This is a genomic window from Chelatococcus reniformis, from assembly GCF_014640075.1.
GTDB lineage: Bacteria > Pseudomonadota > Alphaproteobacteria > Rhizobiales > Beijerinckiaceae > Camelimonas > Camelimonas reniformis.
On sequence record NZ_BMGG01000001.1, the window covers coordinates 367,596 to 385,654 of the forward strand.

The 18,059-nt window shown below is 65.2% G+C and carries 15 protein-coding genes and 1 pseudogene; 11 read left to right on the forward strand and 5 right to left on the reverse strand.

What is annotated here, in order from left to right:
• Positions 1-5 precede the first annotated feature (5 nt).
• Genes IEW34_RS01650 through IEW34_RS01660 form a run of 3 tightly spaced genes read right to left on the reverse strand, consistent with a single transcriptional unit; the run spans position 6 to position 2,774 of the window.
• Positions 6-764, reverse strand: coding sequence for an ABC transporter ATP-binding protein (locus IEW34_RS01650; RefSeq protein WP_188607378.1), 759 nt, complete (start codon positions 762-764; stop codon positions 6-8).
• Positions 761-1,897 carry a branched-chain amino acid ABC transporter permease gene (locus IEW34_RS01655; protein WP_188607379.1) on the reverse strand — a complete coding sequence of 379 codons (1,137 nt, stop codon included), beginning with the start codon at positions 1,895-1,897 and terminating at the stop codon, positions 761-763. The genes IEW34_RS01650 and IEW34_RS01655 overlap by 4 nt, the downstream gene beginning before the upstream one ends.
• 4 nt (positions 1,898-1,901) lie before the next feature.
• Positions 1,902-2,774, reverse strand: a complete 873-nt coding sequence (locus IEW34_RS01660; RefSeq protein ID WP_188607380.1) for a branched-chain amino acid ABC transporter permease — start codon at positions 2,772-2,774, stop codon at positions 1,902-1,904.
• 169 nt (positions 2,775-2,943) lie between these two features.
• Between IEW34_RS01660 and IEW34_RS30410 the strand changes: the two are divergent.
• The 5 genes and pseudogenes from IEW34_RS30410 to IEW34_RS01685 all read left to right on the forward strand — a co-directional run.
• Positions 2,944-3,209 (forward strand): annotated as a pseudogene (locus tag IEW34_RS30410) (zinc-binding alcohol dehydrogenase family protein); the annotation flags it as partial.
• Between the two features lie 176 nt (positions 3,210-3,385).
• Positions 3,386-4,390, forward strand: coding sequence for a zinc-dependent alcohol dehydrogenase family protein (locus IEW34_RS01670; protein WP_188607382.1), 1,005 nt, complete (start codon positions 3,386-3,388; stop codon positions 4,388-4,390).
• 249 nt (positions 4,391-4,639) lie between these two features.
• Positions 4,640-5,110: an anthrone oxygenase family protein gene (locus tag IEW34_RS01675; protein WP_188607383.1), complete on the forward strand. Its 471-nt coding sequence runs from the start codon at positions 4,640-4,642 to the stop codon at positions 5,108-5,110.
• Between the two features lie 368 nt (positions 5,111-5,478).
• On the forward strand, positions 5,479-5,754 hold the full coding sequence (locus IEW34_RS01680) for a hypothetical protein (protein WP_188607384.1): 276 nt from the start codon (positions 5,479-5,481) through the stop codon (positions 5,752-5,754).
• 44 nt (positions 5,755-5,798) lie between these two features.
• Positions 5,799-6,716, forward strand: coding sequence for an MBL fold metallo-hydrolase (locus IEW34_RS01685; protein WP_188607385.1), 918 nt, complete (start codon positions 5,799-5,801; stop codon positions 6,714-6,716).
• 236 nt (positions 6,717-6,952) lie between these two features.
• Here the strand turns inward: IEW34_RS01685 and IEW34_RS01690 are convergent, their stop codons facing one another.
• Together IEW34_RS01690 and IEW34_RS01695 are read right to left on the reverse strand one after the other, a co-directional pair.
• Positions 6,953-7,864 (reverse strand): response regulator transcription factor, encoded by a 912-nt coding sequence (locus tag IEW34_RS01690; RefSeq protein ID WP_188607386.1) that lies wholly within the window; start codon positions 7,862-7,864, stop codon positions 6,953-6,955.
• Positions 7,857-11,207 carry a hybrid sensor histidine kinase/response regulator gene (locus IEW34_RS01695; RefSeq protein WP_188607387.1) on the reverse strand — a complete coding sequence of 1,117 codons (3,351 nt, stop codon included), beginning with the start codon at positions 11,205-11,207 and terminating at the stop codon, positions 7,857-7,859. Before IEW34_RS01695 ends, IEW34_RS01690 begins: the two co-directional genes overlap by 8 nt.
• A 293-nt stretch (positions 11,208-11,500) precedes the next feature.
• Here IEW34_RS01695 and urtA point away from each other — a divergent pair, with 293 nt between their 5' ends.
• From urtA to fmdA, 6 genes are all read left to right on the forward strand, one after another.
• Complete coding sequence (gene urtA / locus IEW34_RS01700) at positions 11,501-12,754, forward strand: urea ABC transporter substrate-binding protein (RefSeq protein WP_188607388.1); 1,254 nt, start codon at positions 11,501-11,503, stop codon at positions 12,752-12,754.
• Positions 12,755-12,928: 174 nt separating this feature from the next.
• Positions 12,929-13,855 carry an urea ABC transporter permease subunit UrtB gene (gene urtB, locus IEW34_RS01705; protein ID WP_188607389.1) on the forward strand — a complete coding sequence of 309 codons (927 nt, stop codon included), beginning with the start codon at positions 12,929-12,931 and terminating at the stop codon, positions 13,853-13,855.
• A 15-nt stretch (positions 13,856-13,870) separates the two neighbouring features.
• Positions 13,871-15,010, forward strand: a complete 1,140-nt coding sequence (urtC, locus tag IEW34_RS01710; protein ID WP_373288174.1) for an urea ABC transporter permease subunit UrtC — start codon at positions 13,871-13,873, stop codon at positions 15,008-15,010.
• A 10-nt stretch (positions 15,011-15,020) separates the two neighbouring features.
• Positions 15,021-15,776, forward strand: a complete 756-nt coding sequence (gene urtD / locus IEW34_RS01715) for an urea ABC transporter ATP-binding protein UrtD (RefSeq protein ID WP_188607390.1) — start codon at positions 15,021-15,023, stop codon at positions 15,774-15,776.
• Between the two features lie 158 nt (positions 15,777-15,934).
• The gene (gene urtE / locus IEW34_RS01720; protein ID WP_188607391.1) at positions 15,935-16,624 is read left to right on the forward strand and encodes an urea ABC transporter ATP-binding subunit UrtE; all 690 of its coding nucleotides are present in this window, start codon (positions 15,935-15,937) and stop codon (positions 16,622-16,624) included.
• A 130-nt stretch (positions 16,625-16,754) separates the two neighbouring features.
• Positions 16,755-17,984 (forward strand): formamidase, encoded by a 1,230-nt coding sequence (gene fmdA, locus IEW34_RS01725; RefSeq protein WP_188607392.1) that lies wholly within the window; start codon positions 16,755-16,757, stop codon positions 17,982-17,984.
• Positions 17,985-18,059: the final 75 nt, after the last annotated feature.

Here is an 18,059-nt window from a genome sequence, read left to right on the forward strand (position 1 = left end):
GCGCCTCACGTTCCGAGATAGGCGGCGACGACGTCGGGATGCGTCTGCACCTCCTGCGCCGTGCCGACGGCCATGATCTTCCCGTAGTTCAGCGCGAGCACCCGGTCGGACACCCGGCTGACCAGGGACATGTCGTGCTCGACCATCAGCACCGTGATGCCGAGCCTGCGCCGGATGTCGAGAATCCAGTGGGCCATGTCGTCGGTCTCCTCCACGTTGAGGCCGGACGACGGCTCGTCGAGGAGCAAGAGCTCGGGGCCGATGGCCAGGGCCCGGCCGAGCTCGATCACCTTGCGCACCCCGTAGGGCAAGCCGCTGATCAGCATGTCGCGGCAGTGCTGGAGGCGCAGCAGCTCGATGACGCGCTCCACCGCTTCGCGATGCTCCAGCTCCTGCCGGCGCACGCGCCCGGAGAACAGGATGTCCTCGACGAGCGACGTGCTGCTGTGGCGGTGGCGGCCGACGAGCAGGTTGTCGAGGGTCGAGGCATTCTCGAACAGCTCGATGTTCTGGAACGTGCGGGCGATGCCGCGCGCGGCGACGAGTTGCACGGGGAGGCGCGTGATGTCCTCGTCCTTGAAGACGATGCGCCCGGCCGTCGGCGTATAGAGACGGCTGATCATGTTGAAGACCGTCGTCTTGCCGGCCCCGTTCGGGCCGATGATGGTGAAGACCTCCCCCTGCGCCACCTCGAAGCTGACGTCGTCCACGGCCTTGAGGCCGCCGAACTGGATGGAAAGGCCTTGGACGGCGAGATAGCTCATCGGCCGCGCTCGGATTTGAGGTACATCTTCTGGCGCTTGAACGTCGTCGCCTTGTAGAGCGGGAACAGGCGCACGTAGAGCTTGATCTTCTCCCACCGGCCGGCGAGCCCGAACGGCTCGAAGATGATGAAGAAGATGATGATCAGGCCGAAGATCAGCGACTTGAGGCCGGGCGCGTTGACGACACGGGCGACCGCCTCCTGGGCGCCGCCGCCGTTCAGGCCGAGGACCGAGACGACGTTGGCGACGAGGCCCGGCAGATCGTCCTTCAACGTCGCCAGCACCGGATCGACCATAATCATGAAGATGGCGCCGAACACCGCGCCGCGCAGGCTGGCGATGCCGCCGATGATGACGATCATGATGAACTCGATCGACAGCGACAGCGTGAACATCTCGGGGCTGATGAACGACAGCTTGTGGGCGTAGAGCACCCCGGCCAAGCCCGTGATCGCCGCCGAGATGGCGAAGGAGCGCGTCTTGTAGCGCGCCGGGTTGACGCCCATGCTCTTGGCCGCCGTCTCGCTGTCGCGCAGGGCGACGAAGGCCCGGCCGGTGGGCGAGCGCAGCAGGTTGATGGCGCCGAGCATGATGGTGGTCACCACGGCCAGGCACAGATAGTAGAAGCCGGTGTCGCCGAGCTTGAGGCCAAACAGGTCCGGCAGCGCCAGCATGATGCCTTCGTTGCCGTTGGTGACGCTTTCCCAGCGGGCGAGGATCTCCTCGACAATAAAGGCGAAGGCGAAGGTGGCGATTGCCAGGTAGACGCCGTGCAGGCGCAGCGCCGGCAGGCCGACGAGATAACCGACGACCCCGGTCAGCGCCCCGGCCAGCACGAAATAGACGACGAACGGGATGCCCTGCTTCTGGCAATAGGCCGCCGTGTAGGCGCCGATGGCGAGGAACGCCGCGTGGCCGATGGAGACCTGGCCGGTGTAGCCGGACAGGATGATGAGGGCGATGCCGACGATCGCATAGATGATGACGAACACCACCTGGCTCAGCAGGTAGTTGCCGAAGAGGATGGGCGCCGCGAGCAGAAAGACGGCGAGCGCGGCGTAGCTCCACACTTGCCCGGCCGTGCGGAACAGGCGCAGGTCCTGGCTGTAATCGGTCTTGACCGGCTGGTGCATCGGCTCAGACCTTCTTCAGCGCGCGGGAGCCGAACAGGCCCTGCGGCATCACCATCAGCGCCACCAGCAGCACGACGTAGGCGGCGACGTCCTTGAAGCCCTCGGGCAGATAGAAGCCCGACAGCGTTTCCACCACGCCGATGATGATCCCACCCACCAGGGCGCCTGGGATGCTGGAAAAACCGCCCAGCACAGCCGCGGGGAAGGCCTTGAGGCCGAGGAAGCCGATATTGGCGTGGATGAGCGTGATCGGCGCCAGGAGCACGCCGGCGATGCAGGCCACCATCGCGCTGATCGCCCAGATCAGCGAGAAGATGCGCTTGACCGGGATCCCCATGTAATAGGCGGCCAGCATGTTCTGCGACGTCGCCTGCATGGCGATGCCGATCTTGGTATAGCGGAAGAACCAGTAGAGCACGGCGCAGAGCAGCAGCGTCGCCACGATGATCGACAGGCTGTCGGCGGCGATGACGAGGCCGCCGAGCTTGAACACGCCGCCGGTGAACGGCGTCTCGATGCGCAAGTCGTCGGTGCCCCACAGCATGCCCGCCAGCGAGCGCACCACGAGGCCCAGCCCGATCGTTGCCATGACGATGGAGAACTGCGGATAGCCGAGGATCGGCCGGATCACCAGCCGCTCCATGGTGCTGCCAAGCACGGCCATGCAGACCACCGCGAGGGCGAAGCCGAGCCAGTAGTTGAGGCCGAGGGTGGCGATGAAGGTGAACGACAGGAAGGCGCCGAGCATCATCAGCTCGCCCTGCGCGAAGTTCACCACCTCGGTCGCCTTGTAGATCAGCACGAAGCCGAGCGCGATCAGGCCGTAGACGCAGCCGAGCGCAATCCCTCCGATGGTCTGCTGGATGAAATCGAGCATCCGCCCCCGCGTCCCCCGCGCCGGCGTCTCCAGGTGGAACGCGGCATTTTCCGCACCTAACTATCGTTTGATCGAGATTGTCAAGGTCGAGACCCCGCGCAGTTCGCAGCCTCTCGCCGGGGGTCTTCGACAAGCCGCCGGGCCCGCCCACCGCAGCGCAATTGGGTCCGCCGGACACGTCCTCGATCATTCGAAGCCGCTGGCCACCCAGATCGCGGCGCTCGGCATCGGTGTGCCGGCTTTCGTGTCTCGACGACCCACACGGCCGACCGCGTCGCCGACATCGCCGAACTGATCGCGCCGCAGGGGCGCTTGTGCCTGATCGGCGATCCGGAGGGCTTCGACATCATGGTGTTCAAGCGCAAGGCGGTTTCGATCCACCATAAGCTGATGTTCACGCGGTCTATCTACGGCACGTCCGGCATGGCCGAACAGCGCCCTGATCGCCGCCCTATCGCGCAACCGGGATTGCAATCCAAACTGGCATGGCGCCGCTTGACCATAGTAGTATCCTTCTATGCACCTGGGGTAAATTCTGTGCGTACTACAGAAAGAGCGCATACACCCTATATAGCTCTTACCACCACTTGGATTTCAGATAAGGTAAGATCATGACTGGCACCATGAAGGCGATCGTACTCGGTAAGTTCGGTGGCTTCGACGCTTTCGAGATGCGCGATGTTACCGTACCGGTCGTCGGACCTCGGCAGGTCCGGGTACGCGTTCACGCCACCGCCATTAATCCTCTGGACTATCAGATCCGACGTGGCGACTACGCCGACTACGTGCCACTCCCTGCCATCATCGGTCACGACATTTCCGGCGTCGTGGAAGAGAAGGGGGCGGATGTAACCGAGCTCGACATAGGCGACGAGGTTTATTACACGCCCAAAATCTTCGGCGGCACCGGCTCATATGCGGAGCAGCACGTTGCCGATGTCGAGCTGATCGCCCGCAAGCCGCACAACATCAACCATCTAGAAGCTGCCAGCCTGACGCTGGTTGGGGGCACGGTTTGGGAAGCTTTGGTGACCCGCGCCCAACTTGCCGTTCACGAGACCATTTTGATCCATGGTGGTGCCGGCGGTGTGGGTACGGTGGCGATCCAGCTTGCCAAGGCGATGGGTGCGCGGGTCATCACGACGGCGCGCCGTAGCAACCATGAATTCGTGCGTTCGCTCGGAGCGGACGAGGTAATCGACCACAGCTCCGGCGACTACGTCTCAGCCGTGGCGGAACTGACGCAGGGGCAAGGGGTGAACGTTGTATTCGATACCATCGGCGGCGACACCCTGACGAAAAGCGCGCTCGTCCTTGCGGATGCCGGACGGGTGGTGAGCATCGTCGACATCGCACAACCACAGAACCTGATCGAGGCATGGGGAAAGAACGCCGCATACCATTTCGTGTTCACCCGGCAGAACCGAGGCAAGCTTGACGCGCTGACAACCCTTATCGAACGCGGCCTGATCAAGCCTGTGATCGGCGCAGTGCTTCCCCTCGCTCGGGTTGGCGATGCGCATGAACTGCTCGAAGGCGGGAGTTCACTTGGACTTCGCGGTAAAGTGGTGATCGATGTGGTGGGCCAGACTGTCGAACTCCCCACGCCACGATAAATTCATCGATAAGCTCGGGTACGTTCCCCTATCACCCCGGCCTCAGGGAAGGCAGTTATGACAACCTGCCTTCCCAAAAGCGATCAGTCGCATTACCACCCAATTCCCGTCATCCAGACCTAGTCACCCGCCCAGATCGTGCGGACTGAAATCCGTCTCATCGCCCGGATCGTCTGTTCTTGCCGACGACATGCGACATAATCCGGACCGCGGCATTAAGATGCAACTCGCGATAGGAATTCGAGACCTATGAACAGGCCGGCTCGCTATGCACTTTGGCTATTCGTGATCTTTCTGGGGTTGAGCGTTGGCGCGGGTCTCTACGAGGCGCGAATAGTGGTGCCGATCTGGCAAGAGACGCCGCCGAAGACCTGGGTGAACACGGGCACGCAGTTTTGGGCCTTCATCACCAGCGGCCCTCTCACGCTCATCATTATAGCCGGCGTGTTTCTCGCCTGGCGCAGTTCGGGCCCCTCGCGTCCGTGGTGGCTGGCGGCGCTGAGCGTATCAATCGTCGAGCGGATCGCTACCTTTGGCTATTTCATCCCGACGATGTACTGGCTGCAGACCCAGACCGGAGGCGTCGACGGCACCGTTACGTCTACTCTCGCGACATGGGTGACGCTGAACCACGGGCGTCATGTCCTGTCGATCGCAGCTTGGCTGCTTAGCCTCAAGGCCTTCTCGCTGCTCGGGCCCGCGAGCGATCACCGGAATTGAGTATGCTGAAATCGGTGGCAGTTTAGCAAATTGAGGGCCCGATCGTCCTCGAGTCACCGCCGACGGAACTCGCCCGCCTCGCCGGCCTCGAGCTGGTGTCTGGGGCGCGGGCGGAAGTGCACATTCGAAAGGGCGCACGGCTGGAGTTCTTCTCGGCGCGTGGAGATGGTTTGTCGACGCGCTCGAAGACAGGCCAAAACTTCGATTCGGGCTGGTCCGCATGGCTGTCTTTCCGCGTGAACGGCAGGCATCGCTGGTGGACCGCTGCCGGACGGAAGCAGATATTCCTTACGATCCTCACCGATGATCCCGGGCACGACGGCGCCGGACGACTTTATTCCACCTGAACCATCGACGATAGACTAGACTTGGCTCTTGATCAGGTCGAGCGGAGTAAGACCTCGTCGGATCTCATTCTTTTGTTTCGGTTGCAGCCGCCCGGGGCACTCCATCGTTTGACAGCCTGTCCGCTGTCCGATGGCCGCCTGCAATGGTGGGAAACAAATGGCGCCGATCGGCGAGCTGGGACTCATGACGAGCTCGTCGGCTGTTCGATGGCCCGCAACCTGAATGACAAGACCTATACCGTGGTATGGCTCGCCCTCTCCCTCGACCCAATCGACCGCACACACGCCTCAACATAGCGTCGTCGAAGCCTCGTGAAGGCGACGGTCGGCAGGAGACAAAGATGAGCCTAGACACCACCACACACCCGGGCAGGCCGGGGCTCGACGAATTGGTTCCGTCGCGCTACGCGCTACAAGTGGGCGAAATCGAGGTGCTGGTCATCAGCGATGGGGTGCTACCGCTTCCCACCGCGATGCTGGCCCACAATGCAGACCCGGCCGCGCGGGCGGCGTGGCTGAACGACATGTTCCTGCCGCCGGACGCTTTCGACTGGGCGCTGAACGCGGTCGTGGTGCGGAGCGGCGGGCAAACCATACTCATCGACGCTGGGCTGGGGCTCGATCCGGATCTGGCATTGCCACGGGCCGGGCAACTGGTCCAGCGGTTGGCAGCGGCCGGCATCGATCTCTCGTCGGTGACCGACGTGGTGCTGACGCACATGCACATGGACCACGTCGGCGGGCTGCTCGTCGACGGCGTCAAGGAGCGGCTGCGTCCGGACCTGCGGATCCACGTGGCGGCCGCCGAGGTCAAATTCTGGGAGTCACCCGATTTTTCCCGAACCTCCATGCCGGCCGGCTTCCCGGACGCGCTGCGGGCGACCGCCAAGCAGTTCGTAAAGGAGTACCGCAGCCATTTGCGGACGTTCGAGGAGGAGCACGAGGTGGCGCCGGGTGTGGTCGCCCGTCGCACCGGCGGCCACACCCCCGGGCACTGCGTGGTCCGCCTGGCGTCCGGGGGCGAGCGGTTGACGTTCGCCGGCGACGCCGTGTTCGCGGTCGGGTTTGACCAACCCGACTGGTACAACGGCTTCGAGCACGACCCCGAGGAGGCGGCCCGCGTCCGTATCCGTCTTCTGCGGGAGCTGGCGGCGACGGGGGAGCAATTGGTGGCCACTCACCTGCCGTTCCCATCCATCGGCCGGGTGGCTGTCGCCGGCGACGCCTTTCGTTGGGTGCCGGCTCTTTGGGACTACTGACCGCTCATGGGCTGAGGGTGGCACCAGGGCGCTATACTCAAGGCGCTTAACGAAGCTCACGCCCTCAAGCACCTCGCCATCGGACGATGATCATCCGATGGCACAGAGATGCATATTGTCTAGTGAAGCTGGAACGGCTCCCGATTGGGTGGAAGTGCCCGATCGGAAGTCGCCGTTCCCAATTCAAAGACGTGGAGCGCCCATGGCGAACCGGATGCGCGCCCCCCAGCGTTCGGCTACCCCAGCGTGCGCGTGGCCAGCGCCGCCGCGGCGGCCCGGTTCTCGACGCCGATCTTGGAGAAGATCTGCTCCAGGTGCTTGTTCACGGTGCGGGGGCTGAGGCCGAGGATCTCGGCGATATCCCGGTTCGGCTTACCGCGGGCCACCCACGCCAGCACCTCCGCCTCGCGCGCCGTGAGCGGATAGCGCCCGCGCAGCGCCGCGATGTCGGCAGCCGCGTCGTCCTCGGACACGCGCAGCAGGATCTCCTCGCGGCTGAGCCGGCCGACGAAGGACAGGCGTAGCGTGCGACCTGCGTCGCCGCCGAGCTTGATCGACGGCGTCGCCAGGAAATCGGACGCCGCCTGCGCCCCGACCCAGGCCTGCGCCTCCGCCGGCAGCACCGGCTCGCCCGCGCCGCGGCCGGAGGGGCCCATCAGCCGGCTCGCCTGCGGTGTCGACCACAAGAGGCGCCCGCCGCTGTCGACCGCCAGCAGGTAGCGCCCGGCCGTGTCGAGGGCGGCACGCGCGCTCTTCGACAGGCGGGCATTGGCGAGATGTACGCGCATGCGCGCCAGGAGTTCGTCGATGACCAGCGGCTTGGTGACGTAGTCGACGCCGCCGGCCTCCAGCCCGCGCAGGATGTGCTCGGTCTCGCTGAGGCCGGTCATGAAGATGACGGGCACGGGCGCGAGCGCCGCGATGCGCTTGAGCTCGCGGCAGGTCTGGAAGCCGTCGAGGCCGGGCATGACGGCATCGAGCAGGATGATGTCGGGGGTGATGCGCTCGGCGATCTTCAGCGCCTCGGCGCCCTCCCGTGCCACCAGCACCATGGCCCCGGTTCCCTCCAGCGCGCTGGTCAGCATGCTCAGGGTCTCGGCCGAGTCGTCGACGACGAGCACGACGGGACGGGCGGCTGCATCACTCATGGGGCCGCCCGTCGTCGAGGGCGGCCATGTAGCCGCGGAGATCGAACTCGCGGATTCGCGCACGCAGCGCCGCGACGAAAGGAGTGCTGCCACCGTATTCCCCATCGAGCTCGGAAAGCTTGGCCTCGATGCCGCGGATGTAGCCGATCTCACCCAAGCGCCTCAGGTCCTCCACATGGCGCTCGCTGGGGCGCAGCATGGCCGTTGCCGGCACAGCTGTGCCGGGCTCTCCGTCGGAGGTGATCCACTCGAGCTTCAGCAGAAGCTTCAGCCGATCGAGGAGGCGGTCGAGGTCGAAGGGCTTGGCGATCGCCTCGTCGTGCATGTCGTCCGGGCTGCGCGGCGCGTTGCCGTCGCCGATATTGGCCGACATCATGACGATCGGCGACACGTGCCCCTTCTCGCGCAGCCGCCGCGCCAGCTCCCAGCCGTCCATCCCCGGCATGGAGACGTCGAGCAGGAACACATCGGGGCTGCACTGGTCGGCAATGGTGAGGCAGGCCATGCCGTCCGGCGCGGTCATGACGACGAGGCCGAGCGGCTCCAGCGCCTCGCGCATCAGCTGGAGGTGGACGCTGTCGTCGTCGGCGACGAGCACCATGCGGCGCGGCCCGTCGTAGCCGACGACGCGCCGCGTCGGCCGCGCCGCCTGCTGCGCCTTCGGCACCGCCGAGAGCATCAGCCGGACGCGGAACGAGGTGCCGCGAGCGAGGCGGCTCGTCACCGTGATCTCGCCCCCCATGATCTCGACCAGGAGCTTGGTGATGGTGAGGCCGAGCCCGGTGCCGGGCATGGTCTGCGCCTTGGTGAGCTCGCCGCGCTCGAACGGCTCGAAGACGCGGTCGATGTCCTCGCTGCGGATGCCGATGCCGCTGTCGGCGACCTCGAACTCCGCCACCTGGTTGCGGTAGCTGACGGCCAGCGAGACGAAGCCGCGGTCGGTGAACTTCACCGCGTTGGACAAGAGGTTGATGAGGATCTGCCGCAGCCGCTTGGCGTCGGTGAAGACCGATTCGGGCAGGCTGTCGGCGCCGGAAAAGCGGAACTCCAGCCCCTTGGCGCGGGTCTGCAAGCTGAACATGTCGACGAGCTGGGCCAGGAACTCCTGCACCCGCATCTCGCCGCGCGTCAGCTGCAGGCGACCGGCCTCGATCTTGGAGATGTCGAGCAGACCGTCGATCAGGCCGGCGAGGTGCTCGGCGCTGCGGCGGATGACGCGAATGCCGTTGCGGCGATTGGGGACAGCCGCATCCTCGCCGTCGAGCAACTGGGCGTAGCCGAGGACGGCATTGAGCGGCGTGCGCAGCTCGTGGCTGATGCCCACGACATAACGGCTCTTGGCGAGGTTGGCCGCCTCCGCCGCCTCCTTGGCGCGCTGCAAGGCGGCATCCGTGCGCTTGTGCGCCTCGATCTCCTGGAGCAGCAGTGAGGTCTGCCGGCCGGTCTCCTCCTGGGCGAACTTGCGGCTCTCCTGGGCCAACACGAACAGCCAGGCGGCGACACCGGCGATGATCATGAGCACGATGAACACCGCCCACAGCGTTCCCAGGACGACGCCACTTTCGGGGCTGCGGTAGATCGCCTGCATGTAGATCAGGCTCAGCACGAGCCCGAGCACGCCGGCGAACAGGGCGAGCACGCCGAGGTAGTGGCCGGTGCGGGTGTAGAGCATCTGCGTCGCCCAGCCCGGCAGCACCGCGGCGAGCACGCCGCGGATCTGGTCCTGGATGCGCGCGTCGCTCTTGCAGCTGTCGTGGCAGCGGGCATCGAGGGTGCAGCAGAGCGAGCAGATCGGCCCGGCGTAGATCGGGCAATGCGCCATGTCCTCCGGCTCGAAATCTCGCTCGCAGATGCAGCACTGGATCGCCGGCGTGTCGTGCCAGTCGCTGCGGGGCTTGCGGGCCAGATAGTAGCGGCCGCCGGTGGCCCAGGCGATCGCCGGGGCCGTGACGAAGGCCGTACCCAGCGCGATGAACGGCGCCAGCGCCTGGGCGGTGGCGCCGAAGCCGCCGCCGACGGCGATGCCCGCCAGCACCGTGGCGATGAACATCGAGCCGACCCCGACCGGATTGATGTCGTAGAGGTGGGCACGCTTGAACTCGATGTGGGGCGGGCTGAGGCCGAGCGGCTTGTTGACCACCAGGTCGGAGACCAGCGAGCCGACCCAGGCTACCGCCACGATGGAGTACAGGCCGAGCGTGTGCTCAAGCGTTTTGTAGATGCCGACCTCCATGAGGAGGAGCGCGATGGCGACGTTGAACACCAGCCAGACCACGCGGCCGGGGTGGCTGTGCGTCAGCCGCGAGAAGAAGTTCGACCAGGCGATCGAGCCGGCATAAGAGTTGGTGACGTTGATCTTGAGCTGCGAGACGACGACGAAGACGCCGGTGACGATGAGCGCCATCTGCGGCGAGAAGACGTAGCCGAAGGCGATGAGATACATCTGCGTGGGTTCGCTGGCCGTCACCGCCGGCACCCCGTGGCTCAGGGCCAGGTAGGCGAGAAAGCCGCCGGCGAGCATCTTGACGATGCCGGGCAGGACCCAGCCCGGCCCCGCCGCCAGCAGCGAGGCCCACCAGCGCACGCGCGTGGCCGGCGTCGCCCGGGGCAGAAAGCGCAGGATGTCCACCTGCTCGCCGATCTGAGCGATCAGCGCAAACAGCACGGACGAGGCTGCGCCAAACGCCAGGAGGTTGAAGGTGCCGTCGCCGTGCAGGCCCTGAAAGCTGGTCCAGCCGTGCCAGGTCGCCCCGCCGGCCATGGCGACGAAGGCGAAGGGCAAAAGCTGCAGCACGATCCACAGGGGCTGCGTCCACAGGTGGAAACGGCCGATCAGCGTAATGCCGTGCACGACGATCGGGATGACGGCGCAGGCCGACAGGAAATAGCCGAGCGGCAGCGGCAGCCCGAAGCACAGCTCCAGCGCCAGCGCCATGATCACCGCCTCGATGGCGAAGAAGATGAAGGTGAACGACGCATAGATCAGCGACGTGATGGTCGAACCGATGTAGCCGAAGCCAGCACCGCGCGCGAGCAGATCGATGTCCACCCCGTAGCGCGCCGCGTAATAGCTGATCGGCAGGCTGGTCAGGAAGATCAGGGCGCTGACGCAGAGGATGGCGGCGAGCGCGTTGTCGAAGCCGTAGGCGAGCGTGATGGTACCGCCGATCGCCTCCAATGCCAGAAACGACACCGCGCCCAGCGCCGTGTTGGCGACCCGCGCCACCGTCCAGCGCCGGGCGCTCTTGGCCGTGAAGCGGAGCGCGAAATCCTCCAGCGTCTCGTCGGCGACCCACTGGTTGTACTGGCGCCGCACCGGGATGATCCGCTGCCGGGCGGTCATGCCGGGGATCCGCGCAGTGCTGTGCCAGCGGCGGAGTGATCGATCGTGCGCCGCAGCTCAGGGCACAGCACCGGAACGGTCAGGAACGACGGCCCCCCAGACAGATTCGTGCCTCCTAAACGGGTCGAAGCAGACCGGGCTCGCCCCCACGCGCGTCCGCGAAGGCGCTCATAGTGGTCGGGATGGTCCGCCCGGGAGAATACGTCAATTGACGTATATGCTGCACTGCAAAAGTCTTCCAGCCTTGCCGTGAGCTGAGGCCGTGACGGCCGCCGCGCGCCAGGAGGGGTGGAATGTCATTGAGTGATGGTCCGATTTCGGATACGCGCCGCAGGTTGCTGATGGGCATGGCAATCCTGCCCTTCGCGGGCCTGCTGCCCCGAACCGCCTATGCCGCGGCGCCGCCGACCTCGGCCGTCAACACGACCGGCCTCGCCGTCACGGATACAGAGGTGACCGTCGGCATCCTGCATTCGGCGACCGGCACCATGGCGATCTCCGAGACCGGCTCGATCCAGGCCGAGAAGCTCGCCATCGAGCAGATCAATGCGGCCGGCGGCGTGCTCGGCCGCAAGATCAAGTTCATCCAGGAGGACGGCGCCAGCGACTGGCCGACCTTCGCCGAAAAGGCCAAAAAGCTGCTGGTCAACGACAAGGTCGCGTCGATCATGGGCTGCTGGACCTCCGCCTCGCGCAAGGCGGTGCTGCCGGTGGTCGAGCAATACAACGGCATGCTCTACTACCCCACCTTCTACGAGGGCCTCGAGCAGTCCAAGAACGTCATCTACACCGGCCAGGAGGCGACCCAGCAGATCCTCGCCGGCATCAACTGGATCACCAAGGAGAAGGGAGCCAAATCGTTCTACTTCATCGGGTCCGACTACATCTGGCCGCGCACCTCGAACAAGATCGCGCGCAAGCACATTGAGAATTTTCTCAAGCTGAAGGTCGTCGGCGAGGAATACTTTCCGCTCGGCCACACCCAGTTCAACTCAGTGATCAACAAGATCAAGCTGACCAAGCCCGACGTGATCTTCACCGACGTGGTCGGCGGCTCGAACGTCGCTTTCTACAAGCAGCTCAAGGCGGCGGGCATCGACCTGTCGAAGCAGGCGCTGCTGACCATCTCGGTGACCGAGGACGAGATCGACGGCATCGGCGGCGAGAACATCGCCGGCGCCTACGCCTGCATGAAGTACTTCCAGTCGCTGAAGAACGAGAACAACGTCAAGTTCGTCGACGCCTTCCACAAGATGTGGGGTGAGAAGACGGTGATCGGCGATGTGACCCAGGCCGCCTATCTCGGCCCCTGGCTGTGGAAGCTCACGGTGGAGAAGGCCGGCAGCTTCGACGTCGACAAGATCGCTGCCGCCTCGGCCGGCGTCGAGTTCCCCGGCGCGCCCGAAGGCTACGTGCGCATCCATCCCAACCACCATCTGTGGTCCAAGACCCGGGTCGGCCGGGCTCGCACCGACGGCCAGTTCGACGTGCTCTTCGAGACCGCGGACCTCGTCGAGCCCGATCCGTTCCCCAAGGGCTACCAGTAGGCCGGGGCGGCCTGCCCCCACCGTCAGGGCCGGGCCGGGCCCGGCCCGGCCATCCCTCCACGAACAACGCGCCATTCGGCCAGCCCTGACGGACTGACGTTTCTCGAGGCGAAGGATGGCCGGCTCCACCGGGCCATGACGCCGGAAGCCTTGGGGTCTTCACTGGAGACTGACATGTTCGGCGACTATACGCTCTCCCAGCTCGGCTCGATCTTCGTGATGCAGGGCTTTGCCGGGCTTATCCTGTTCTCCGTCTACGTGCTGATGGCGCTCGGGCTCGCCATCATCTTCGGCCAGATGGGCGTGATCAACATGGCGCACGGGGAGTTCATGATCCTCGGCGCCTACGTCACCTACCTCACCGCCTCGTTCGTCCAGTCGCACCTGCCGGCGCTGTTCTCGGTCTACTTCTTCGTCGCCATGGCGCTGGCGTTCGTCGCCTCGGGCGCGCTGGGCATGCTGACGGAGTGGGCGCTGATCCGCCATCTCTACCGGCGCCCCCTCGATACGCTGCTCGCCACCTGGGGCCTGTCGCTGATTCTCCAGCAGGCCTTCCGCTCGATCTTCGGTGCGCGCGAGGTAGGGGTCGAGCTACCGCAGTGGATGCTCGGCTCGCTGCCGATCACCGACACCATCGAGGTGCCGATCAACGGCATCTTCGTCATGGGGCTGACCGTGCTGATCACCGTGGCGGTGGCCTACATCATCTTCCGCTCGCGCTGGGGCCGCCAGGTTCGCGCCGTGGTGCAGAACCGGGTCATGGCCGGTGCCGTCGGCATCAACACCGAACGGGTCGACCGCCTGACCTTCGGGCTCGGCTGCGGCATCGCCGGCGTCGCCGGCAGCGCCTTCACCATGGTCGGGTCCACCGGGCCGACCTCCGGCCAGCTCTACATCGTCGACACCTTTCTGGTGGTCGTCTTCGGCGGCGCCGCGAGCCTGCTCGGCACCATCGCCTCGGCCTTCAGCATCTCGCAGACCCAGTCGACGCTCGAATTCTTCATGTCGGGCTCGATGGCCAAGGTCATCACGCTGCTCACCATCGTCGCGATCCTGATGCTGCGGCCGCAGGGCCTGTTCGCCCTCAAGGTCCGCAAGTAGGAAGGCGGAACGTCCATGATCGAAAATACACGCTTCGCGAGCCGCTCCGAGCTCGTCGGCATCGCGGCGCTCGCCCTGCTGCTCGTCGTCGTGCTGCCCCTCACCCTCGACGTCTTCCGCCTCAACCTCGTCGGCAAGTATCTGACCTATGCCTTCGTCGCGCTGGGCCTGGTGCTGTGCTGGGGCTACGGCGGCATCCTGAGCCTCGGCCAGGGTGTCTTCTTCGGCCTCGGCGGCTATTGCATGGCGATGTTCCTCAAGCTCGAGGCGTCGAGCCCGGAGAATACCAAGATCCAGTCGACCCCCGGCATCCCCGACTTCATGGACTGGAATCAGATCACCGAGCTGCCCCTGTTCTGGCAGCCGTTCCACAGCCTGACGTTCACCATCGCCGCGATCATCCTGGTGCCCGGGGTGTTCGCCTTCATCATCGGCGCGGCGATGTTCAAGCGCCGGGTCGGCGGCACCTACTTCGCCATCATCACCCAGGCGATCGCCGCCATCCTCACCATCCTGATCGTGGGCCAGCAGGGCTACACCGGCGGCATCAACGGCATGACCGACCTTCGCACGCTGAAGGGCTGGGACATCCGGCCCGACCACGCCAAGGTGGTGCTCTACTTCGTCTGTGTCGCCTGCCTGTTCGGCTGCATCTTCGTCGCCCAGCTCATCCGCCACTCCAAGCTCGGCCGCATCCTCGTCGCCATGCGCGACAAGGAGGACCGGGTGCGGTTCTCCGGCTACAGCGTCGCCAACTTCAAGATCTTCGCCTTCTGCGTCGCGGCGGTCTTCGCGGCGATCGGCGGCGCCATGTTCGCCTTGCAGGTCGGCTTCATGTCGCCGTCCTTCGTCGGCATCGTGCCGTCGATCGAGATGGTGATCTACGCGGCGGTGGGCGGCCGTCTGTCCATCCTCGGCGCTGTCTACGGCACGCTGCTCGTCAATTTCGCCAAGACCAGCTTCTCGGAATCGTTCCCCGAGCTGTGGCTGTTCGGCCTCGGCGGCCTGTTCATCGCCGTCGTCCTGGCGTTCCCCAACGGCGTGGCGGGGTTGTGGAGCGACTACGTGCAGCCGCGCCTCGTGCGATTGGTGACCCCGCGCAAGGCGGGCTGGTCGGCGCCCAACGCCGTTGCGGAAGGCGCTCCGGCGGAGTGAGGAGGCGAGCATGTTGATAGGCCAGCAACCCAAGGATTTCCTGCTCTCCGTGGAAGGTCTCACCGTGTCGTTCGACGGCTTCAAGGCGGTCAACGATCTGTCGTTCTATGTCGACGAGAACGAGATCCGCGTCATCATCGGGCCGAACGGCGCCGGCAAGACGACGGTGCTCGATCTGATCTGCGGCAAGACCAGGGCCACGTCCGGCTCGATCCACTTCCGCGACAGGGATCTCACCAAGATGCGCGAGAACGAGATCGTCCAGGCGGGCGTCGGCCGCAAGTTCCAGACGCCGTCCATCTACGACGACCTCACCGTGTTCGAGAACCTGGAGATCTCCTTCCCGCGCGGCCGCTCGGTGCTCGGCGCGCTGACCTTCAAGCGCGACGCCGAGGTGCGCGAGCGCGTGCACGAGGTGGCGGAGATGATCTTCCTGAAGGATCGCCTCGCCATGCGCGCCGACCTGCTCAGCCACGGCCAGAAGCAGTGGCTGGAGATCGGCATGCTGCTGATCCAGGACCCGGAGTTGCTGATGCTGGACGAGCCGGTGGCCGGCATGAGCGTCAGCGAGCGCGTCAAGACCGCCGAGCTGCTCCATCGCATCATCGAGGGCCGGTCGGTGCTGGTGATCGAGCACGACATGAAGTTCGTCGAGGACATCGCGCACAAGGTGACGGTGCTGCACCAGGGGCAGATCCTGTCCGAGGGCACGATGGACAAGGTCAAGAACGACCCCAAGGTCATCGAAGTCTATCTGGGCCACTAGAGCGTTTTCGAGCGAAGTGACCGTCGGTTCGCGTGAAGAAAACGCGACAAAACAATCAGATAGAGCATTTCGGCGATTCGAAGAAACGCGGAAATGCTCTAGGGCAGCGATTGGGCAAAAATCGCCGAACCCAGAGAGTTTTATCAGGGGACCACGCGATGTTGGCTATCTCCGATCTGCACGTCGCCTACGGCCAGAGCGAGGTGCTGCACGGCCTCAACCTGTCTGTCGCGCCCAACGAGATCGTCGCGATCATGGGCCGCAACGGCATGGGCAAGACCACGCTGATGAAGTCGATGATGGGCATCGTGCCCACCAAGAGCGGCTCGGTGACCATGGGCGGCGCCGAGCTCGCCCGGCTGAAGAGCTTCGAGCGCGTGGCCAAGGGCCTCGCCTACGTGCCGCAAGGCCGGATGATCTTCTCGACCATGACGGTGAAGGAGAATATCGAGACCGGGCTCGCGGCCGCGGGCGAGCGCCACGTCCCGGCCGACATCTACGAGTTGTTCCCCGTGCTGCTGGAGATGAAGGGGCGCCGCGGCGGCAACCTCTCCGGCGGCCAGCAGCAGCAGCTCGCCATCGCCCGCGCGCTGGTGACCAAGCCCAAAGTGCTGCTGCTGGACGAGCCGACGGAGGGCATCCAGCCGTCGATCATCCGCGATATAGCGCGCACGCTGAAGCGCATCCGCGACGAGCGCGGCCTGTCGATCCTCGTGTCGGAGCAGGTGCTGAGCTTTGCCCTGGATATCGCCGATCGCGTGCTCGTCATCGAGAACGGCGAGATCGTCCATGAAGATGCCCGCGCGACGGCCGACGAGGCGGCCATCGCCAGATTCCTGTCCGTCTAGAGAGCGGGACAACGGTTCGAACAATTGTCGGCCCGTTGCAAGTTGTTGTTTCGAACACGACTTCCGCCGAAGAACCGGCGGTCGTGTCTTAGGATCAGCTTTAAGCAACGCCATTCCAAGGAGCCCAGTCATGCCCGAGACGCTGATCAAGGTCGATCTCACCCAGTCGGCCTACGACAACGAGATGGTCCACAACCGCTGGCATCCGGACATTCCGATGGTGGCGACGGTGAGCCCCGGCGACGATTTCATCATCGAGACCTACGACTGGACCGGGGGCTTCATCAAGAACAACGACGATGCCTCGGACGTACGCGACATCGACCTGTCGATCGTGCACTTCCTCAGCGGTCCGATCGGGGTGAAGGGCGCCGAGCCGGGTGACCTCCTGGTGGTCGACCTGCTCGACGTCGGCGCCAAGCCCGAGAGCCAGTGGGGCTTCAACGGCTTCTTCTCCAAGCAGAACGGCGGCGGCTTCCTCACCGATCACTTTCCCCAGGCGCAGAAGTCGATCTGGGACTTCGAAGGCCTGTTCACCAAATCACGCCACATACCGGGTGTGCGCTTCGCCGGCCTGGTCCATCCCGGCCTGATCGGCTGCCTGCCCGACAAGACGCTCCTCGACACCTGGAACACGCGTGAGACCGGGCTGATCGCCACCAACCCGACGCGTGTGCCTGGCCTTGCCAATCCGCCGTTCGGACCGACCGCCCACATGGGCAAGATGACGGCGGGCAAGGAGGGCGCGGCAGCCGAGGCGGCGCGGACGGTGCCCCCGCGCGAGCACGGGGGCAACTGCGACATCAAGGATCTGTCGCGGGGCTCCAAGATCTACTTCCCGGTCTACGTGCCGGGCGCCGGCCTTTCCATGGGCGACCTGCACTTCAGCCAGGGCGACGGCGAGATCACGTTCTGCGGCGCCATCGAGATGGCGGGATGGCTGCACATCAAGGTGGATCTGATCAAGGACGGGATGGCCAAATACGGCATCAGGAACCCGATCTTCAAGCCGAGCCCGATCACGCCCAACTACAACGACTATCTGATCTTCGAAGGCATTTCAGTCGACGAGCAGGGGGCGCAGCACTACCTGGACGTCACCGTGGCCTATCGCCAGGCCTGCCTCAACGCCATCGAATACCTGAAGAAGTTCGGTTATTCCGGCGCCCAGGCCTATTCCATCCTCGGCACGGCGCCGGTACAGGGCCACGTCTCCGGCGTGGTCGACGTGCCCAATGCCTGTGCCACGCTCTGGCTGCCGACGCAGATCTTCGAGTTTGACATCAACCCGAGCGCCGCCGGCCCGACCAGGTTCATCACCGGCGACGTCGACATGCCGCTGGCGCCGGATCTGGCTTAGCCCGGGACCGAGCCCGACCCGGAGCGTTTCGCGACTGGATGAACTCACCCAATCGCCAGAGCAGTGCCGGGCTTC